17 protein-coding genes and 1 riboswitch are annotated in these 19,758 nt (G+C 68.3%); of the genes, 4 read left to right on the top strand and 13 right to left on the bottom strand.

What is annotated here, in order from left to right; translation table 11 throughout:
- Window positions 1-5 precede the first annotated feature (5 nt).
- Both BJP32_RS06785 and BJP32_RS06780 read right to left on the bottom strand, forming a co-directional pair.
- Window positions 6-1,310, bottom strand: coding sequence for a DUF418 domain-containing protein (locus BJP32_RS06785; protein ID WP_076223435.1), 1,305 nt, complete (start codon window positions 1,308-1,310; stop codon window positions 6-8).
- 65 nt (window positions 1,311-1,375) lie between these two features.
- A complete protein-coding gene (locus BJP32_RS06780) occupies window positions 1,376-2,320 on the bottom strand; it encodes an aspartyl protease family protein (protein WP_076223433.1) in 945 nt (314 codons plus the stop codon).
- Between the two features lie 177 nt (window positions 2,321-2,497).
- On the opposite strand from BJP32_RS06780, the gene thrC reads away from it, so the two are divergent.
- Window positions 2,498-3,886, top strand: coding sequence for a threonine synthase (gene thrC, locus BJP32_RS06775; protein ID WP_076223553.1), 1,389 nt, complete (start codon window positions 2,498-2,500; stop codon window positions 3,884-3,886).
- Between the two features lie 14 nt (window positions 3,887-3,900).
- On the opposite strand, the gene BJP32_RS17110 is transcribed toward thrC, so the two are convergent.
- From BJP32_RS17110 to BJP32_RS06765, 3 genes are read right to left on the bottom strand one after another with little or no spacing between them, the layout of a single operon-like run.
- Window positions 3,901-4,383, bottom strand: a complete 483-nt coding sequence (locus BJP32_RS17110) for a hypothetical protein (RefSeq protein WP_143255435.1) — start codon at window positions 4,381-4,383, stop codon at window positions 3,901-3,903.
- 39 nt (window positions 4,384-4,422) lie between these two features.
- Window positions 4,423-5,385, bottom strand: coding sequence for a homoserine kinase (locus BJP32_RS06770; RefSeq protein WP_076223432.1), 963 nt, complete (start codon window positions 5,383-5,385; stop codon window positions 4,423-4,425).
- 2 nt (window positions 5,386-5,387) lie between these two features.
- A complete protein-coding gene (locus BJP32_RS06765) occupies window positions 5,388-7,124 on the bottom strand; it encodes a homoserine dehydrogenase (RefSeq protein ID WP_076223430.1) in 1,737 nt (578 codons plus the stop codon).
- Window positions 7,125-7,576: 452 nt separating this feature from the next.
- A riboswitch (SAM riboswitch) is annotated at window positions 7,577-7,703 on the top strand.
- A gap of 76 nt (window positions 7,704-7,779) precedes the next feature.
- On the opposite strand from BJP32_RS06765, the gene BJP32_RS06760 reads away from it, so the two are divergent.
- Both BJP32_RS06760 and metB read left to right on the top strand, forming a co-directional pair.
- Complete coding sequence (locus BJP32_RS06760; protein WP_076223428.1) at window positions 7,780-8,889, top strand: homoserine O-succinyltransferase; 1,110 nt, start codon at window positions 7,780-7,782, stop codon at window positions 8,887-8,889.
- Window positions 8,886-10,064: a cystathionine gamma-synthase gene (metB, locus tag BJP32_RS06755; RefSeq protein ID WP_076223427.1), complete on the top strand. Its 1,179-nt coding sequence runs from the start codon at window positions 8,886-8,888 to the stop codon at window positions 10,062-10,064. Before BJP32_RS06760 ends, metB begins: the two co-directional genes overlap by 4 nt.
- Window positions 10,065-10,117: 53 nt before the next feature.
- On the opposite strand, the gene BJP32_RS06750 is transcribed toward metB, so the two are convergent.
- From BJP32_RS06750 to BJP32_RS06725, 6 genes are all read right to left on the bottom strand, one after another.
- On the bottom strand, window positions 10,118-11,941 hold the full coding sequence (locus tag BJP32_RS06750) for a methyl-accepting chemotaxis protein (protein WP_076223425.1): 1,824 nt from the start codon (window positions 11,939-11,941) through the stop codon (window positions 10,118-10,120).
- Window positions 11,942-12,041: 100 nt separating this feature from the next.
- Window positions 12,042-12,863, bottom strand: a complete 822-nt coding sequence (locus tag BJP32_RS06745) for a sulfite exporter TauE/SafE family protein (RefSeq protein WP_076223423.1) — start codon at window positions 12,861-12,863, stop codon at window positions 12,042-12,044.
- 173 nt (window positions 12,864-13,036) lie between these two features.
- Window positions 13,037-14,047 (bottom strand): tRNA dihydrouridine(20/20a) synthase DusA, encoded by a 1,011-nt coding sequence (gene dusA / locus BJP32_RS06740; RefSeq protein ID WP_076223422.1) that lies wholly within the window; start codon window positions 14,045-14,047, stop codon window positions 13,037-13,039.
- Between the two features lie 244 nt (window positions 14,048-14,291).
- Complete coding sequence (locus tag BJP32_RS06735; protein ID WP_233126756.1) at window positions 14,292-14,939, bottom strand: ABC transporter ATP-binding protein; 648 nt, start codon at window positions 14,937-14,939, stop codon at window positions 14,292-14,294.
- A 23-nt stretch (window positions 14,940-14,962) separates the two neighbouring features.
- Window positions 14,963-16,222 carry an FtsX-like permease family protein gene (locus BJP32_RS06730; RefSeq protein WP_076223418.1) on the bottom strand — a complete coding sequence of 420 codons (1,260 nt, stop codon included), beginning with the start codon at window positions 16,220-16,222 and terminating at the stop codon, window positions 14,963-14,965.
- A complete protein-coding gene (locus BJP32_RS06725; protein ID WP_158043300.1) occupies window positions 16,219-17,205 on the bottom strand; it encodes an efflux RND transporter periplasmic adaptor subunit in 987 nt (328 codons plus the stop codon). The genes BJP32_RS06730 and BJP32_RS06725 overlap by 4 nt, the downstream gene beginning before the upstream one ends.
- 39 nt (window positions 17,206-17,244) lie before the next feature.
- Between BJP32_RS06725 and BJP32_RS06720 the strand changes: the two genes are divergently transcribed.
- Complete coding sequence (locus tag BJP32_RS06720; RefSeq protein WP_158043299.1) at window positions 17,245-18,165, top strand: helix-turn-helix domain-containing protein; 921 nt, start codon at window positions 17,245-17,247, stop codon at window positions 18,163-18,165.
- A gap of 104 nt (window positions 18,166-18,269) precedes the next feature.
- Here BJP32_RS06720 and BJP32_RS06715 read toward each other — a convergent pair whose 3' ends face one another.
- Window positions 18,270-19,130: a universal stress protein gene (locus BJP32_RS06715; protein ID WP_052747944.1), complete on the bottom strand. Its 861-nt coding sequence runs from the start codon at window positions 19,128-19,130 to the stop codon at window positions 18,270-18,272.
- 27 nt (window positions 19,131-19,157) lie between these two features.
- Window positions 19,158-19,757, bottom strand: a complete 600-nt coding sequence (locus BJP32_RS06710; protein ID WP_076223416.1) for an NAD(P)H-dependent oxidoreductase — start codon at window positions 19,755-19,757, stop codon at window positions 19,158-19,160.
- Window position 19,758 lies beyond the last annotated feature (1 nt).

Raw genomic sequence — 19,758 nt, 5'->3', positions numbered from 1 at the left:
AAACGTCAGACGGCCTTCGCGCGCCTCAGGGGCGAGGGCCGTCCATAGGCGAACCAGCGCAGCGCCCATTCCAGCGGCCCCATGCTGAAAACCCGCAGCCACAGGGCGCTGAAAACCATCTGGAACACCCAGATACCCGCCGCCACGCCCCACAGGCCCCACCAGTCCAGCCTGCCCCACAGGTCCAGGCCATAGAACAGCAGGCCCGCGATCGCCGACTGGGCCAGATAGTTGGTCAGGGCCATGCGCCCCAAATTCCTTAGGGCGCGCCCCACGAAGCCCAGCGCGTTCATCTTCCACAGCGACAGAAGCAGGCCCACGTGTCCCAGGGTCATGGCGCAGCGACCCAGTTCATAGCTGGTCTGCGCCGTCCAGGACTCGGACGAGAACTGGCTGGTCCACAACATCACGGCCTGAGCGCCGTTCACCGCCAGACCCAGGGCGTAACCGCCCCCGGCCAGCGCCAGATAGAAGCCGAGCGACCGCGCCCCGCCCAACACCCCCAGCTTGAACAGCGCCATGCCCAGCAGCATGAAGGCGACCGATTCAATGACCAGGGTGATGGTGTAGCTGGACGCCGCATAATCCAACCAGGTGCGTACGCTCCATTTCAACAGACCGACGACGCTTCCCGTGCGTGCGGCCGTTTCCTCGACGATGGTCTCGGGCGTCAGGGTCTGCGCCTCTTGCGCGCGGACATGGAGCTTCAGCGCCTCGGCGTCCTCGACCGACAGGGCGGCCCCGGTCTCGACCTGACTGGCCAGCTCAGCGCCGCGTCGCGCCTCCATGGCCTGATAGGCGCCGACCACGGCCGACTCGAGCGTCAACAGCAGAAGCAGAGCGGCCGACAGGGCGATCAGCGTGCGCGGCCGAACCGCGCGAAAGACGAACAGCAAGAATCCCGACAGGCCGTAGACATAGAGAATGTCCCCCGGAAACAGCAGGACGGTGGCGTTGAACACGCCCAGCGCCAACAAGGCCATGCAGCGCCGGAAGTAGACGTCGGCCGCCTGGATCGTCCCGCGCCCGTCTTCGCCGCGCAGGGTGATCAGCAGCATCCCCGCCCCGAACAGCAGGGTGAACAGGCCTCGCATCGAGCCCTGCACGAACAGGTGCTGGATGATCCACGCCGACCAGTCGGGATTGGCCAGGGTCGGCGGCAACTCCGGATGATACTGCCCCCAGAGTCCGCCCATCATCATGATGTTGACCAACAGGATGCCGCACAGGGCGAACCCGCGCAGGAGATCCAGGCTCTCCAGACGTTGATTGGGCGACACTGATGTCATGCGAGGCGGCAGGGCGGTCATACGGGCCGCTTATCCCCCTTCAGGCCGCGGATGAAACGGATTTTTCAGATGGAAACCTATCAAAACTAAACAATGGTCACATCCATCAACGGCGCGAGGTGCAGCCGTCCGTCGCCCAAGTTCAAAATAACGTTCCGCCCGGCGAAAGCCTCCATGCCCAGCAGGGCCTCGGGGTAGTTGGGCAGCGCCCGGCCGACGTAGACGGCGGTCGCCACATTGCGCCACGCCTCGCCGCCCAGCGCCACGCTTTGCGCCCGGACCATCCGCGTCCTGGCAACCCCGCCTAGGACGATGCTGGACCCCGACTGCTCGGGCCGTCCGTCCAGCAGGCCCGCGGTCCGCGCCGCCTCGTCGCTGAGCGCCAGAAGCGAAGACGAGCCGGTGTCCACCACCGCCCTGACCGGCGCGCCCTCGACCACGACCTCGGCGATCAGAGCCGTGCCCGAGCGCCGAACAGGCAAGGGCCGGTAGGCGGGCGCCAGCGCCGTCCGGGCCTCGTCAAGCAGCCGCAACCGCCGTCGACGCAGGTCCATCTCCAGCGCCGCCTCCATCAGCAAATCCTGGCCCAGGATCAGCGGCGCGCCCAATCCCTCGTCGCCCCCCAACGGTCCCAGGTCCAGTATGCCCGCGCGTAGACGCCCCACGCGCGCCGTCCCAACCGCCAGATCCAGCGTCACGCCTCGCCCCATCTGGGGGCGCCCATCCACGCCATAGGCGATCAGCGGCATGTCGAAGAGGTCGTCCAGCCCCAGCTCCGCCACCAGCCGTCGATCGATCACCGAATACTGCGCCCCGCTGTCGATCAGGGCGGTCAACTCCCGCCCCGCCAGCCGCACCCGCACCGTCGGCAACAGGGTCCGTGGCGCGACGAAACCCAACCAGCCGCTCGTCCCGTCGGCGCCGAAGGTCACGCTGGGTCGCCGCCACAGCACATGATCTTTCAGCCACAGCCCGCCGCCGACGGCGGCGGCGGCGGCCCCGGCGCGAATGAGAAGGGTACGGCGGTTCATTCGTCTGACATGAACCGGGCGGCCGCGCGACGCCAGCCCCTTTTCCGGCGCCGCGTGATCAAGGCGCACGCCCGTCGTCGACTGAGCCAGGTTGTTGCGTCATCGCGCGAAAATTCCTTTCGCATTCGCAAAATAATCATGACGAAGCGCTGGATCGCGGATAGAAACGACCCCGATATGACGACCTCCCCTGATCGCTACATCTCGACGCGCGGCGACGCCGCTCCCCCCCGCTTCAGCGACGCCCTGTTGCGCGGCATCGCGCCGGACGGCGGCCTCTACATGCCGCAGGCCTGGCCCTCCCTGCCCGCCGACGCGACACGTCCCGGCCGCGGCTACGCCGAGATCGCCAAGGCGGCGACGGCGCCCTTCATCGGCGACGCCCTGCCTGCGGGCGCGCTGGACCGCGCACTGGAACGCCTGACCAAGGGCTTCGACCATCCGCTGGTGACGCCCCTGGTCGAGCTGGAGCCGGGCCTGTTCGTACTGGAGCTGTTCCACGGCCCCACGGCGGCGTTCAAGGATCTGGCCATGCAGTTGGTCGCCGCCTTATCGGACGAGGCCCTGGCCGCGACGGGCGAGACCCTGACCCTGCTGACCGCCACCAGCGGCGACACCGGCGCCGCCGCCGTGCGCGCCTTTGCGGGCGCCGAACGCATCAAGCTGATCGTCCTGCACCCGCTGGACCGCGTCTCGCCGGTGCAGCGCAAGCAGATGACGACGGTCCAGGCCGACAACGTCCTGAACCTAGCCGTGCGCGGCGACTTCGACGACTGCCAGCGTCTGGTGAAGGGGCTGCTGGCCGAGGAATCCTTGCGCGAACAGGGCCGCCTGTCCTCGGTCAACTCGATCAACTGGGGCCGTCTGGCGGGTCAGATTCCCTATTACGTCTCGGCCACCGCCCAGCTGGGTCAGGCCGCGACCTTCGTGGTGCCGACCGGCAATTTCGGCGACGCCTTCGCCGGGATCGCCGCCAGGAAGATGGGCCTGCCCGCCGCCGGTTTCGTCGCCGCCGTCAACCAGAACGACGCCCTGGCCCGCGCCATCAACGACGGCGTCTACGCCCGCCGCCCGGCGGTCGAGAGCGGCAGCGTCTCGATGGACGTTCAGGCGCCGTCCAATTTTGAACGGCTGGTCTATGAAGCCTCCGGCCGCGACGCCGAGACGACCCGCGCCGTATTCGAGACCTTCGCCCGCGAGGGGTCTGTCGCCCTGTCCTCCGACCTGCTGGCCGCCCTGCGCGCCGAGGTGTCGGCCGTCTCGGTCGACGAGGCCACGACCAAGGTCGAAATCGCCCACGCCCACGCCGCCTGGGGCCGCGTCGTCTGCCCGCACACGGCGGTCGCCCTGGCCGCCGCGCGCCGCCTAGACCGCAACGGCGCGCCGATCGTCGCCCTGTCCACCGCCCACCCGTCCAAGTTCGGCGCCTTCGTCTCTGACGTCATCGGCGCCGAGCCGGAACCGGCCCCCGTCATCCGCGCCCTCGGCGACCGGCCGGAGCGCCTGACGGTGATCGAGAACACGCCCGAAGCGGCCCTGGCGGCGGTGAAGGGGTTCGCCGGGTAAGAAACAGTCCAGTTTCAGCCTTGGCCGGGTAGCGTCGAACAGGTCGGTTCGACAAGCCCCTCTTCGGCAACGCGGTATCCGGCCAAGCTGTCGCCGACAACTCGAAGCGCCGACTGGGTCGCGTATGATCCGCCATTCAGGGCGCGATCCTGAAAACAAGCGATGACGCCGTCTGGCGTTATTCGGATGATGCGCAAACTCAATGCCCAATCATTCGGCCGCTCCAGCGTTGCGACACCATCTGCAACGTTCATCTGCGTGAAGGACCAATCGCGTGGGCGTCTACGGCCAGCTTCTCGCGACGGCCCCGTCGAGTTCTGGAACGAAGTAAGATCAAGAAGTTGCAGGATATGGGCCGCCGACACGTCCTGTAAGGATATTGAAGACGCCAAGGAGGCCGTCGAAGCGAGATTCGCTCCGACAAACAAAACCACTAGAGGCAGGCGAAAGCAGACCATCGTGATACCCTTGGCTGGAAACCACGAATACGCCAACATCAGCTCGCGCCTGTCTAGCCGATACTCTCTCCGATGCGCCTAAGCCGGCTCCGCCGCCTTCCAGTAGTCCAGCCGCCGGAAGAAGGGCGCCGGATCCTTGGGCGTGACCAGGTTGGAAGGGTCGTGGAACAGGCGGTCGTGCAGACGCGTCAGGGTGAAGCGCACCGCCGCCGCCGCGCCGAGTTCCGGCAGGGCCTGGCGCTCGGCGTCCGACAGGGGCCGCACCGACTCATAGCCCTTCTGGAAGGCGCGCAGGGCCGAGGGCATGGGCCGCCCCTCGGCGTCGAACCCCCAGGCGCTCAGCGCGATGGCCAGGTCATAGGCCAGCACGTCGACGCAGGCGAAATAGAAGTCGATCACCCCGCCGACATCCGTCGCCCCATGCTCATTCGTCGCGAACAGGACATTGTCGGGGAAGTAGTCGGCGTGGATCGGCCCGCGCGGCAAGGCCGGATCGCTCCACGGCCGGGCCAGATCGGGCAGCAGGCGCTGCATCTGCTCCAGCATCCGGCGGTCCTCGCCTCTGGCCACCGTATCGCAACGTGCGGCCAGGTCCGCCCAGGCGCGCGGCCCGACCGGGTTCTCGCGCACGCCGCCATAGTCGGCCGCGTCCAGATGCAGCAGGGCCAGAACCTGACCGGCGCGGTACTGATCCTTGTCCGTCGGCTGGCGCTTCCAGGCGCCGGGCGTCCATTCGACGATGGCGGCGGCGCGATCGTTCAGACGGCCGATCACCTGGCCTCGATTATCCGCGACGGGCGCGGGCGTCGGGAAGCCCTGCGCCGCCAACCGCCCGGTCAGGCCCAGGCAGAACGGCAGGGCCGAGGCCTCGGTCCGCCCCTCGAACAGGGTCAGGACATAGGCGCCCTTCTCCGTCACCAGACGATAGTTGGTGTTCTCGACCCCCTCGGCGATCGGGGTCAGTTCGACCAGCCCGCCGAGAGGGTAGCGCATGAGATAGTCGTCGGCCTGTTGCGGCGTGACGGGCGTGAAGACGGCCATGACTAGACAAGCTCCGCAGCGGCGCGGCGGGCGCGCATGACATCGGCCACATCGGCCAGGACGCTCTCGGTCGTGGCCCAGCGCCCGGCGCCGCGCCCCTTGCACGTCCACACCCGGCCGTCCTGACCATAGACCTTCAAGGCGTTGCGCTCTCCGTTCAGCGACAGGAAGAGCGCGTCTTCCAGTTCGCCGTCAAGACGGACATAGGGGGCCAGTTCGCCGTCGCGCTCGAAACAGGCGCCGATCTGGCGTACCGGTCGATCGCCCAGCACCGTTTCCGCCGCCAGCACATCGCGCGGCAGGTCGTCGGGCGAACGGCCGAACGCTTCAAACGACAGCAGCTTGACCTTGGCGGCGGCGTCAAAGCCCTCCAGGTCCGAAGACGGGTCTTCCTCAGCGAATCCGGCGGCGCGGGCGTCGGCCAGGGCGTCCGAGAAGGTCGCCCCCTCGCCCAGACGTTGCAGCATGAAGTTGACCGTGCCGTTCAGCACCGCCTCGAAACCGGCGACCGGACCGGCGGCGCGAGCCGCGCGCAGCGTCTCGATCATCGGCGAGCCGCCGCCGACCGAGGCCGACCAGGCGACGCGACAGCCGTTGGCGTCGGCCAGGGCCTGAAGCCCCTTGGGATCACGGGCCACGGCCTGTTTGTTGGCGCTGACCACGTCGCAGCCCGCCTCCAGCGCACGGCGGATCAGGGCGTGACCCGCCTCGCCCTCGGACAAGGCCTCCAGCACCAGATCCGGCTTCTTGGCCAGCAGGGCTTCGACGTCATTGGTGAACAGTTCGGCGGGTGCCGATACGTCACGCTTTTTCAAAGGGTTGCGGACCAGGACGCCGACCACTTCAAAGCGACTGTCCGGCAGCAGGCGGCTGAGCAGGCCGCCGCCGACGACCCCGCAGCCGGCCACGGCGACCTTCAACGGCGCCGCCGCCTGCACCGGGCCGGGAGGGGCGCCGCGTTCGCCGACGATCGTGCCCTCGGCGCGGCCCAGGGCGGCGACCTCGATATCGACGCCGCGCGCCTCGGCCAGGTCGATCGCATCGTGCTGGACCAGGGCGCCGCCGACCTGACGCGCCGTGTCCCAGCTGGCCCGGCGATAGCGCAGCGGCGTGCCCGTTTCCGAGGCCGGATCGCGGTCGTAGAGGCCGTCGACGTCCTTCACCAACCGCACCCGCTTCAGGCCCAGTTCGGCGGCCAGCACCACCGCCGTCAGGTCCGATCCGCCGCGGCCCAGCAGGGCCACCCGGCCGTTCGAACGCACCGCGCCGAAGCCCGGAACCACCACCACCTCATGCTCGGCCAGGGCCTGATGCAGACGCTCGCCCTTCAGCGACACGGGACGGGCGTGCTGGGCCGGGCCTTCGGCGACGATGCCCAGTTCGCGCACCGACAGGCCGACGGCGTCCAGTCCCACCCGATCGCAGGCGACGGCGACCAGGGCGGCGGCTTTTTCCTCGCCCAGCACGACATAGGCGGGCAACAACTCGTTCTCGTGATCCAGACCCAAGCTGCGGGCGTCGGCCAGCAGCTGATCCGTCTGTCCGGCCAGGGCCGAGACCACCGCCACAACCTTACGGCCGGCGCGGACGTGGCCGTAGATTTCGCTGGCGACCGCAGGGGCCTGGGACGCGTCGCGCAGGACCGAGGAGCCGAACTTCAGCACCACCACTTCGGCGGCGGAAGCGAGGGCTTCGACCGGTTTCGACTGATCGGCGACGAGGGCGAGAGAGGCGGGCATGGGCGGTTTCCTGAAGGCTGGGTCTGGGAGGATTTCGGGAGGGGTGGGGGGTGATCGAGGTGGGTTCGGCCAATAAAAAACCCGCCCGGAGGTCCGGGCGGGTGATCGGTTTTTGCGTTTTCTCGCCTAGACGGCGCGCATCATCCGGTCCCCGCCCGCAAGGGCATGGTGGTGGTACCGGTGGTCGTAATCATGGACGCGAAGAGGCCCGTCGCCGAGGCGGCGATCGCGGTCGTCTTCATGTTGGCGAGGCGGTAAGGCACAGGCGGCGTCCGGTTGAAAATCGTGCCTTAGAGTGAGCCAGGGCGCCGCGCCGCGTCAACCCCGTCTCGAAAGAATTTTTCACAACACCGCCACCAGGCGCCGTTTTCGCCACCGACATGTGCCACCAGCGACGAAATGGGGTGAAATTTTTCGCTTGACCGGCGCTCTTCGCAACCGCACCGTAAGCCCACTCATCAAGACCGGCTGAGGGATTAGGCCCTTTGACGCCGGGGCAACCATCGGGTTCCGCCCGAAACGGTGCCAACTCCTGCGGGGTTCTTCGGGCTTGCCTGAAAGGACCGCGAGAGATGGGTGGAGCGTCGATAAGGCGACGCGCCACAGGTCTGTCACGCATGGGTTTCGCCGGTGAGCCGAACCTTTGAGTGATGCGATGACCCTGGCCCTGATTTCCACCGAAACCACCGAAGAGCCTTCCTGTAAGGCCTCCGTCGCTGCGCCTGCGCCCAAGGGCGGCGCCCAGATCGGCGCCCGGGCCGCGCGCCGTCCGTCGGAGCTGCTTCAGCGCGACGGCGCCCATGACGTCGCGGTTGCGATCCCCGACGACTTCGAACTGGATTTCGGCGGAACCCTGACCCAGAAGCGGGTCATCGGCCGCCTGCACGGCAAGGCCAACGCTCCCCTGATCGTGGTCGCAGGCGGCATTTCCGCCGACCGCTACGTCCACCGCACCGAGACCAAGGGGCTGGGCTGGTGGTCCGGCGCCGTGGGCGTGCGCGCGCCGATCGACCTGACCCGTTTCCGCGTTCTGGCCTTTGATTTCGCGCCGGAATTCGGCGAAGGCGTCAAGGACGCCAAGACCCCTCTGACCATCACTACCCAGGATCAGGCGCGGCTGCTGGCCCTGCTGCTGGACCATCTGGGCGTCGAGAAGGTCGCCGCCTTCATCGGCTGTTCCTACGGCGGCATGATCGCCCTGGCCTTCGGCGAGCTGTTCCCCGACTGGGCCGAGCAGCTGGTGGTGGTGTCCGCCGCCCACCGCCCGCACCCGCTGGCCACGGCCTGGCGCGGCATCCAGCGCCGCATCCTGCAACTGGGTCTTGAGACCGGCCGCATCGATCAGGCCGTCGGCCTGGCGCGCGAACTGGCCATGACCACCTACCGCACCCAGGAAGAATTCGGCGACCGCTTCGATTCCGAAGCCCCCAGCCATGCGGGCCAGGCCTATCCGGTGTGCGACTATCTGCAGGCGCGCGGCCGGGCCTATCGCGACCGCACCACCCCCTCGCGCTGGCTCAGCCTGTCGGACTCCATCGACCGCCACCGCGTCGAGCCCGAGGCCATCACCGCCCCCGTCACCCTGATCGGCTTCACCACCGACCGCCTGTGCCCGATCGAGGACATGAGGGAGTTGGCCGACCGCCTGCCCAACCTCTGGCGCTTTGAACAACACGCCTCCGTCTACGGCCACGACGCCTTCCTGAAGGAAGACAAGCTGGTCGCCGACATCCTGACCTCCGTACTGAAGGACATCGACCAATGAGCCGCGCCCGCCCCGCCGATCCCCGCACCATCGCCGCCCGCTCGGGCGTCGATACGGACACGGCTCACGGCGCGGTCATGCCGGCGCTGTATCTGTCGTCCAACTATTCCTTCGCCGCCTTCGGCCAGCCGCGCAAATACGACTATTCGCGCTCGGGCAATCCGACCCGCGACGTGCTGGCCGAGACCCTGGCCGAGCTGGAAGGCGGCGCCGGCGCCGTCATCACCGCCACCGGCATGGCGGCGGTCGACCTGCCGCTCAGCCTGCTGGAGCCGGACGACCTGCTGATCGCCCCGCATGACTGTTACGGCGGCACCCACCGCCTGCTGACCGCCCGCGCGAAAAAGGGCCACTTCCGCGTCGCCTTCGTCGATCAGAACGACGGCGCCGCCCTGGACGCCGCCCTGGCCGACGGGTGCAAGCTGGTGCTGGTCGAGACCCCGTCCAACCCCCTGCTGCGCGTCACCGACATCGCCGATGTCTGTCGCCGCGCCCATGCCGTGGGGGCCAAGGTGGCGTGCGACAACACCTTCCTGTCGCCCGCCCTGCAACGGCCGTTGGAGCTGGGCGCCGACATCGTGGTTCACTCGACCACCAAATACATCAACGGCCATTCCGACGTGGTCGGCGGCGCCGTGGTCGCGGCCGATCCGGCCGATCATGAAAAGCTGGCCTGGTGGGCCAACTGCCTGGGCGTCACCGGCTCGCCGTTCGACGCCTATCAGACCCTGCGCGGCCTGCGGACCCTGTTCACCCGCATCGAGCGCCAGCAGGCGACGGCCGGCCTGGTCGCGGCGGTGCTGGAGCTGCACCCGGCGGTCAAGGCCGTCCACTATCCGGGCCTGACCAGCCATCCTGGCCACGACCTGGCGGCGCGGCAACAGTCGGGGCCGGGCGCCATGCTCAGCTTCGAACTGAACGGCGGGACCGAGGCGGTGCGCCAGGTGATCGAACGGCTGGAGGTCTTCACCCTGGCCGAATCCCTGGGCGGGGTCGAAAGCCTGGTCGCCCACCCGGCCACCATGACCCACGCCGCCATGACGCCCGAAGCGCGCGTGACGGCCGGCATCACCGACGGCCTGCTGCGCCTATCGGTCGGGCTGGAGCATCAGGACGACATCCTGGCCGACCTGACCCAGGCTCTGGACGCGGTCACGCTGAAGGCGGCCGCGTAAGCGCGGAAAGCGCGCGCCTCCCCCTCCCATGATCGGGAGGGAGAATTCCGCGCTTAAGCCACGGCTCGCGCCAGGGCTTCCATCCGTCCGCGCGCATCCAGGTCGCGCGCATCGTCCAGAGCGAACTGACCCATCATGCGGTCCAACTCGACCGCGTCGGAGGCCAGGGCGTGGCTGGCGGCGGTCGATTCCTCGACCATGGCCGCATTCTGCTGCGTCACCTGATCCATCTGGTTCACGGCGATGTTGACCTGCTGCAGGCCGCTGGACTGCTCGTGCGAGGAGGCGGCGATCTCTTCGGCGATGACGGTCAGGCGCTGGATCTGACCGGCTATCCGCTCCAGCGCATGGCCGGTGTCGCCGACCAGGGCCACGCCCGCGCCGACCTGACGACCCGACTCGGTGATCAGGGTCTTGATCTCCTTGGCGGCCGAGGCCGAACGCTGAGCCAGGGCGCGAACCTCCGACGCCACAACGGCGAAGCCGCGCCCCGCGTCGCCCGCCCGCGCCGCCTCGACGCCCGCGTTCAGCGCCAGCAGGTTGGTCTGGAAGGCGATCTCGTCGATCACGCCGATGATGGCGCCGATCTCGGAGGAAGAGCGTTCGATCTCGCCCATGGCGGCGATGGCGCGACCCACCACGGCCTGTCCTTCGACGGCTTCAGACTGGGCGCCGCGAACCACGCCGCCCGCCTCAATCGCCCCTTCGGCCGAACGGGCTACGGTGGCGGTGATCTGCTCCAGGGCGGCGGCGGTTTCTTCCAGGCTGGCGGCCTGCTGTTCGGTGCGGCGCGACAGGTCGTCGGACGCCTGTGAGATCTCACGGGCGCTGGCGCCGATGGCGGCGGCGCGCTCGACGATCACCCGCATCACGCCCTGCAGCTTGTCCATCGCCGCGTTGAAGTCGGTGCGCAGCCCCTCATACTCAGGCGCGAACGGATCATTGAGGCGGAAGGCCAGTTGGCCGTGCGACAACCGGTCCAGCCCCTTGGCCACGCCCTCGACCACGCGGGCCTGCTGGCGGGCGGCTTCGGCGTCGCGTTCGGCCTGGGCCTGGCGTTCGGCTTCGGCGGCGGCGCGCGCGGCCTCGGCCTCGGCTTCCAGGCGCACCTTCTCCTCGGCGTTCTGTTTGAAGGTCAGGACGGCGTCGGCCATGCGGCCGATCTCGTCGCGACGGCCGATCGCCGGAATGGCGACGTTCAGATCGCCGCCGGCCAGACGGGTCATGGCGCGCGTCATGGCCTCGACAGGGCGGCTCAACGCCCCGATCAGCCACAGGGCCGCGCCCACGGCGATGCCCAGGGCCAGCACCCCGCCCACAGCAAAGGCGACATAGGCCTCAGTGAAGGCGAAGGCCTTGGCCTCGGCGCGGGCCTGAGCGTGAACGGCCTCCTTGTCGCGGATCGAACCGACCGCCTGGCGAATGTCCGACAGGCGCGCCGCCGTGGCCAATTGAGCCAGGGCCTCCTGATGCGTCGCCGGGTCGCGCGCCAGGGCCATGACGCCTTCCGCGCTCTTCTCGAAGTCAGCCGTGGCGGCGATCAGCGCCGTCTGTTCGGCGGCGTAGGCGCCCTCGACATCGGACGCAGCCAGGTCCGCCATCCGCGACTTCACGTCGGCGCCGCCCTGGTTGAAGGACTCGATGAAGCCGGGATCGCGGCTGGCGACATAGCCGCGCATGGCGTTCTGCTGCTCTACGGCGGCGGCCATCAGGCGGTCCGACGCCTTCATCACCTCGCGCGAGGCCGTGTCCGCCGCATCGGCGCGCTGCAGGGACGCCACGCACCACAGGACGATCAGGGTCGCCGCCCCGCACGCCGCGATCACCGCCATGAAGGACAGGATCAGCTTCTTGGGGACCGACAGGTTCTGCAACATGACTCTAAGGCTCGGGGAGAGAGAGGTTCAGCCTCGCTCCTAGCCCGCGCTTGTTCGACAAAGTGTTAGCGCCCGCCTGCGGGCATCTACTTAATCGTGGTCACAGCGCCTTCAGCACCACCGACAAGGCCGTCAGCAGCAGATAGACCGCAAAGGCCCGGCGCAGCATCTTCCGATCCAGCCGATGCGCCAGCCGCGCGCCATAGGGCGCCGTCAACGCCGTCAACAGCCCCATGATCACCGCCGCCGGCACATTGACGTAGCCCAGCGACAGCGGCGGCCGCCCCGGCGCGTCCCAGCCGAAGACGGCGAATCCCAGAGCCGCCGCCGCGCCGATGGCTAGGCCGAAGCCCGAGGCCGTCGCCACCGCCTGATGGATCGGCCGCCCGCACAGGGTCATGGTCATGCCGCCCAGACTGCCCCCGCCGACGCCCATCATGGCCGACAGCAGGCCGATGCCCGTGCCCACGCCGCGCCGCCCCCAGCCCGTGGGCAGGTCCTTTCGCAGGGTGAACCGCTCGGGCGTCAATCCCATCTGCGTCGCGACCAGCAGCAGGCAGGCGCCGTAGACGACGGCCAGCCCCTCCATCGAGGTGAAGCCGGCGATCGCCGCCCCGACCAGGCCCCCGAACGCCACCCAGGGCGTCCAGGTCTTCAGCACCTGCTCGTCCACCGCCCCATGCGCGCGGTGCGTGGCCAGCGACCGAAGCGAGGTGGCCACGATGGTCAGCAGCGAGGTGCCGATGGCGACGTGCAGATTGCTTTCGCCCCCCACGCCCAGCACCGAGAAGGCGTAGAACAGCGCCGGCACCAGCACCGTGCCGCCGCCGACGCCGAACAGGCCGCCGATCACGCCCGCGATTGCGCCGGCTCCAGCCAGGGCGGCGAGCATCAGGGCGATTTCGGACAGGGGGAGGGCCATGAGCCATGGCTTAGCCGTCCGCCATCGCGCCGTCAGCCTTTTCCTTCCCATGTAATGGGGAGGGGGACCACGAAGTGGTGGAGGGGCATATGACGGCGGAACCAAGCAGCCCCTCCGTCACGTCGCCTTCGGCGGCGCGCCACCTCCCCACTGGGTGGGGAGGAGAACGCAAATCAGGCCGCCTTGCGCGCCTCGGCCTCGCGCACGGCCTCGACCGCGCGATCCACGACCTCCAGCCCCGCGCCGGGCTTCACGCCCTCGACGGTCAGGATGCGACGGAAGGCGCGCGCGCCGGCCCGGCCGTGCATCAGGCCCAGCATGTGCCGTGTCATGCTCGCCAGATTGGCGCCCTCGTCGAGCCGCGCAGCCATATAGGGGCGGTAACGCTCCAGCGCCTCGAACACGTCCACGTCGGGCGTCGACTCGCCGAAGATGCGGCGATCCACCTGTCCCATCAGCGCCGGCTCGTGATAGGCGGCGCGGCCCAGCATGACGCCGTCCAGCTGCACCCCGTCGTCGGCCTTCAGATGCGCCTCGGCCTGATCCAGATCGCCGATCCCGCCGTTGATGCAGATGGTCAGGTGCGGCCGCTCGCGCTTCAACCGTCGCACCAGCGCATAGTCCAGCGGCGGCACGTCGCGGTTCTCCTTGGGCGACAGCCCCTTCAGCCACGCCTTGCGCGCGTGGACGACAAAGCTGTCGATCCCCACCGCCGCCGAGGCGTCGACGGTGGCGAACAGGCTGACCTCCGGGTCCTGATCATCGACGCCGATGCGGCATTTGACGGTGGCCGGGACGCTGACGGCTTCCCTGATCGCCGCCATGCAGTCGGCCACCAGTTCCGGCTCGCGCATCAGACAGGCGCCGAACCGGCCCGACTGCACCCGGTCCGACGGACAGCCGACGTTCAGATTGATCTCGTCATAGCCATAGGCCTCGCCGATCTTCGCCGCCTCGGCCAGCTGCGCCGGATCCGACCCGCCCAGTTGCAGCGCCACCGGATGCTCGACCGCGTCGAAGCCCAGCAGGCGATCGCGGTCGCCGTGGATCACCGCCGGCGCCGTGACCATCTCCGTATAGAGCAGGGCGCGCGCGCTCAGCGCACGATGAAACGCCCGACAATTGCGGTCGGTCCAGTCCATCATCGGGGCCACGGACAACCTACGATCTTGATTTGTCAGCATTTTCATTAAGATCAAAATGTTGGAAGGCGACGTGTGCACTCGAACTTGCGACGTGTTGCGACATTTGCCCGAGTCTCGACACCTCACGCACCCAGAGCGTGCACGAAATGGCGACCTACTCGAAACTCCCGTCAGGAACGTGGCGGGCCCAGGTGAGACGGAAGGGGCGCTATATAAGCCAGACCTTCCTCAAACGCGATGAGGGGCGGGCTGAGGGGCTCGCAGACCTCAAGCCGCAGGGGCGTCAGGCCTGAATCCGCCCGTCAAGCATATGGAGACGCCTATGGGCCGCGCTGGCGACGGAGGGATCGTGCGTGACGCAGATGATGGCGCGATCATTGGCCGTGGCCAGCCGTTGGAACTCGTTCACGACGATCTGGGTGTTGGCGCTGTCGAGGTTGCCGGTCGGTTCATCGCAAAGCAGCAGAGGCGGATCATTGGCCAGGGCCCGCGCGATCGCCACCCGCTGGCGCTCTCCGCCAGACAGGCGGTCTGGGCGCCGTCCGCCTGCTCGATCCAGCCCTACCAGGGAAAGAAGCTCGTCAGTGCGTCTGCGCACCGCCATCGGCGACAGCCGCCCCAGCCGACGCATGGGCAGGGCTACGTTTTCGGCCGCGGTGAATTCCGGAATCAGGAAGTGAAACTGGAACACGAGGCCGATCTGCTCCAGGCGAAGCAGACTCCTTTCCCGCTCGCTCAGACCGGCGGTTTCGCGGCCCTGGATCAGAACCTCCCCCCGGCTCGGCCGGTCGATCAAACCCAGAAGATAAAGCAGCGAGGACTTGCCGCATCCGGACGGGCCGACGATGGCCAGGAACTCGCCCGGCTGAACCGACATCGTCACCGCATCGACAAGCGTCACGGGGTCGGGATCCGGCAGACGCCGGCTCACGCCCTTCGTCTCCAGCACACAGGTCATGCCGCGCCTCGCAGGATGACCGCAGGATCGACCATGGCGGCTCGACGCGCCGGCAGCCAGGCCGCCAGGAGGGAGCTCAGAAGGCAAACGCTTCCGGCGAGAACATACTGCAGAAGACTTCGGTCCAACGGCAGGGTCAGAGGCTGACCGCCGAGCCTCAAGGGGATGCGGCCCAGACCTTCGAGCAGACCCGTGCCTAGGACGAAGCCGGCCGCCACGCCGATGACCGCCACCGCCAGGCCCTCGATGAGAAAGACGATCTGAAGGTCTGCGGCCGTGAAGCCGATGGCCCTCAGGATCGCGATATCCTTGCGCTTGTCGGCCACGCTGTTCGAGACGCCCGTATAGACCCCGAACACCGCGACAATGAGTATGGCGGCGCTGACGGCGTACATGATGATGTTGCGCACCGTGATGAGATCGAGAACCTCCCTCGACCTTTCCTGCCAGGACTCCCAGCGATAGTCCCATCTCTGTTCGAACAGGTCGGCCTGACGTTCCGCCAGAGCGGGATCGGCAAGCCGGACATGGATCTGATTGACGATATTGGGTCTCGCGAAAAGAACCTGGGCCGTTCGCAGGAGGCAGTAGGCCGCCGTGTCGCCGGCATAGAGGCCTGCCCGCGCGTCGGGATTGACCAGGGCCAGGATCCTCATGCGCTGGAGCCGGCCTCCGGGCGCGGTCACGACCAGGGTGTCGCCGATCTCTGCTCCGATGCGGGCCGCCAGGGGACGCGAGATGATGATGCCGTCCGGCCGTTGCTGCAGCTCCTCCAGCCGGGCGCCGACAAGGGTTTCGGTCAGACGGCTGACCTGGACCTCCGTCGTGGGGTCCACGCCGGTCAGCACCACGCCGGCGGTTCGCCCGGCAAAGGTCAGGGATACGGCGCCGCCCAGAGCGGGCGCAGCCGCCGCGCCGGGAAGCGAGCGCACGTCCTCGAGCATGGCCGCCCAGTTCCGCAGGCCGCGCACCTCGTCCCTGGGAGTGGCGTGACGAACGGCGACCGCGCCGTCGGGGAAGGCCGTCGCGGCCGGTTGCCGGGCCGGACGCCTGCGCTCGTCCGTCACGATGATATGAGGCGCGGAATCGACCAGCGTCTTGATGAAGTCCTTCTGGGATCCGCTCATCATGCCCGACACGGCCAGGAAAAAGCCCACGCCGATGGCGACGCCGCCGACCGCCACGACCGTCTGGCGCAGCCGGATGCGCAGATGGGCCGCCGCGATGGCGACCAGGACCGAGAGCGCCGACCTCATGGCGCCTCGCTCGCCTTGACGGCTCGTCCCGCCCGCAGTCGGGGCGGCGGATTGATAATGACGTTCTCGCCAGGCCGGACGCCCGAGATCACCTCGACCGAATCGGCGGCGCGCGCTCCGGTTCGGAGTTTGCGCGGTTCAGCCTGTCGCCCGATCACCACCCAGGCCCGCCCTGCATCCACCGCGGCCTCGGGGATCAGGGTGGCTCGAGGTCTCAGTCCAGTGACGATGTTGACGTCGACCGTCATGCCCGGCCTCAGAAGCGTCTCGCGCGGCAGGGCTATGCGCACCCGAAAGACGCGGGCCTCCGGATCGCCCGCCGGCGTCACCGTCTCCACCCGGCCGCGCACGACCTGCCCCGGCAGGCCGTCGGCGCTGACGAAGGCGAGCGCGCCGGTCCGCAGGCCCTCTATGTCTCTTTCGTCGACTTCGGCGGTGACCCGCAGGGTGTCGGGCGAGGCGATGGTGAAAAGAATGGTCGAGGGCGTAGCCAGATTGCCGGGCTCCGCATCGCGACGGATGACGGCCCCGGCGAACGGCGCCGTGACGCGGTAGAACCGCAAGGCCGCCGCGCCGCCGCGGGCCGCGGCTTCGGCCGCGCGCAGCTCCGATCGCGCGTCCTGCGCCGCCGCCTGCGGACCGAAGCCGGCCTGGGCGAGACGTTCCGCTCTCAAGGCGCCGGCGCGGCTGAGGGAGGCCTGGGCCTCCAGCTGAGCGGCGGCGGCGGCCTGCGGCCCGTCCTCCAGCCTCGCCAACAGCTGGCCCTGGCGCACCCGCTCGCCTTCGGTCACGGCCACCGCGACGATGGGCGCGGAAACCACTGCGGCGATATTGGCCTGGCGGGCGTAGTCGACAACGCCCGATGCATAGACCGCATCCATGGCAACGCCTGTGCGCGCGGGCGCGACAACGACGCGCAAAGGACGCACGTTCCAGACGTAGACGCCTGTTCCGACGAGCAGCACGCACAGAACCGTCGCCAAGACGGCCGCCAGACGGCGCGGTCTGCGAACGCCCGGGCCTTGCAGCTCCTCATCTGTCCGGCGCTCGTCCATCTCTCACCCGCAGGGCTGAAATCGCTCGCGCCCGAAACGGCTCTCTTATTCGGGACGCCGGCTGCGGGGCCGCGCCCCCGCACGGCCTCCACTCAAGCATCCCTTCCGCTCGCGCAGCATGATCAAGGTCAATTTCCGGTCGCCGGTTCCAGCTGGCCGACAGTCCCTTGGGTCTGCTCATGGCTCGCTGAAACGTGTTCACATCACAAGGTGATATTAAATATAATCGCGCTCCCTGCACTCCCGAGTTTCGACATGACGGCTCGACTCGACAACGCGCGCGAAACGATCTCCGCCTCCTTCTTTCCGATCAGGGGGCGTCCACAGACGTTGGGCGTCGTCCACCCTTACGCCTGCGGGGATCAGATCTATGCAGAAGGGGATCCGGCCCATTCCTTCTATACGGTGATCTCCGGCGCTGTGCGGACCGTCAGACACTCCCCTGACGGCCGACGGCAGATCGGCGACTTCTACTACGCCGGCGACCTTTTCGGTTTCGAGGCCGACGAAGAACGTCTCTTCACGGCCGAGGCCATGCGCCCCACTCGAGTCAGGGCGATCCGCCTGGAAGCCGCTACGACTAGGGCGATCATCGCGACCGCCCGCCAAGAATTGAGCCGGGCGCATGAGCACCTGGCCATGCTGGGCCGTCGCTCCGCCGAAGAGAAGGTCGCCAGCTTCCTGCTAGAGCTGGCCCGAGAGGGCCCTATAGATCGGGTGGCCCTGCCCATGAGCCGTCAGGACATGGCGGACTATCTGGGTCTGGCGTTGGAAACCGTCTCCCGCGTTCTCAGCCGCTTTCATGAGGAGGACGTCATAGGCTTCGTCTCCTGTCGTGAATTCCGGATTTTGAAACACTCCCGTCTGCTGCGTCTCGCCTCGGCCTGAGACGACAGAGCTTCCGGCGTTTCCAGAACGCATCCCGCCCTTTCGTCCGGGGGCGGCGACGCCGAAAAGCGTCAGGACGCTCGTTGCGCGGACCTCAGCCGCGCTCAATGCATCAGAAGAAGGCTGGGCCCGTCTTTCTCCTGCAGGAAGGTTCTGGTCGCCCCGCCGAAAATGGTCTCCTGAACCCTGGAGCGGCCCCAAGCGCCGGCCACGAACAATCCGGCCTGTCGGCTTTGCGCCGCCGCAAGCAGGGCGACGCCTTCGTCGGCTCCTTCGGCCTGGATGACGTCGCCCGCCTTCACGCCGTGAAGCTTGAGATAGGTCTGCAGCCGACCGGGGTCGGGGTCGCAGCCTTGGACGTCCAGCCCCGAGACGCACTGAGCGATATGCACCGCGCTCGCCTTCGCCAGCAGCGGCAAGGCCGCGCGGACCGCTCGGCCCGCCTGGGGGCTGCCGTCCCAGGCGATGACGGCCGCGCCTGTGAGACCGTCGGGATCGCCTCGTCCGACCAGCACCGGCGCGCCGTAACCCAACAGCAACTCCCCGAGGTGTCGACGCATGGGACTGGCGCCGGCGTTGTCATGGGCGACAACCACCAGATCGGCCAATGCCGTCTGACGGCAAAGACTCAGCACCGGGCCAGGGCTTCGGCCGAGAACCGCCACACGCGACACGCCCTCCCCCGTCCCAAAAGCCGCTCCCGCCTCGTCGGCGGCCGCCCGCGCGTCCCTCTCGATATAACGCAGCACCTCGCTTTCAGCCGCGAGAAGTTCATCGATCGATGTCTGGGAAAGCGAGACGCCCAACGCCGCGCCCAGCCCAATCATGTCGGCGGCGGCGTTGGCGTAGGTCGGCAGGATTTCAGCCCTGGCCTCATGCTGCACGGCAAGCCGGGCCGCGAACGCCGCCGCGCGCTCGTCCCCGCCGGATCCTGACGCCAGCGCCATGATTAATTTGAGCCCCATCGACACCTCCCGTCGCTCTGTCGCGGATCAACGTCCGCCGTGGGCGATACGCCTGGCCGTCGCGGCCGCCGCTTGCGCGTGTCGCTCCACGACGTCCTCCCGCATGCCGGACGTCACTCCGCCGATGTTGTGGTGACCGATGAGCTCCAGCCCCGTGACGGCCGCCAGATGATCGTCGAAATGCTTGCGCATGGCGTCCCACGCACCGCTGCTTTCCACCCAATGTTGCGGCGCGCCCGAACTCGTGAAGCTGACCAGTCTTCGACCTGAAAGGAGCGGCTCATTGCCCTGGAGCCCGAACCGCGAATAGCCGAAGCCCATGCCGAACACGCGCTCGATGTAGCCCTTGAGCATGGCCGGCGGCGCATTGAACCAAAGCGGATAGAACAGGGCGAAGACATCAGCGTCGCCGATGACCGCGCGTTCGGCCACCACGTCCGGACGCGCCTGAGCGCCTTCATCGCTCGGCAGTTCTTCGGCGTGCAGCAGGGGATCGAAACCCTGGCGGTAGAGATCGCGCACGATCACCTCGCCGCCTTCATTCTGCGCCGCGGCGGCGTAGGCCTCCGCCATGGCCATGGTGAAGCTGCGGGCCCTGGGGTGGCATACGATCAGAACCTGCTTCATC

Origin of the sequence: Brevundimonas sp. ZS04, assembly GCF_001956865.1 — a bacterium.
In the GTDB taxonomy this organism is placed as follows: domain Bacteria; phylum Pseudomonadota; class Alphaproteobacteria; order Caulobacterales; family Caulobacteraceae; genus Brevundimonas; species Brevundimonas diminuta.
Note: the sequence above shows the minus strand (reverse complement) of the source record. Positions and strands in the feature narration are given on the sequence as shown.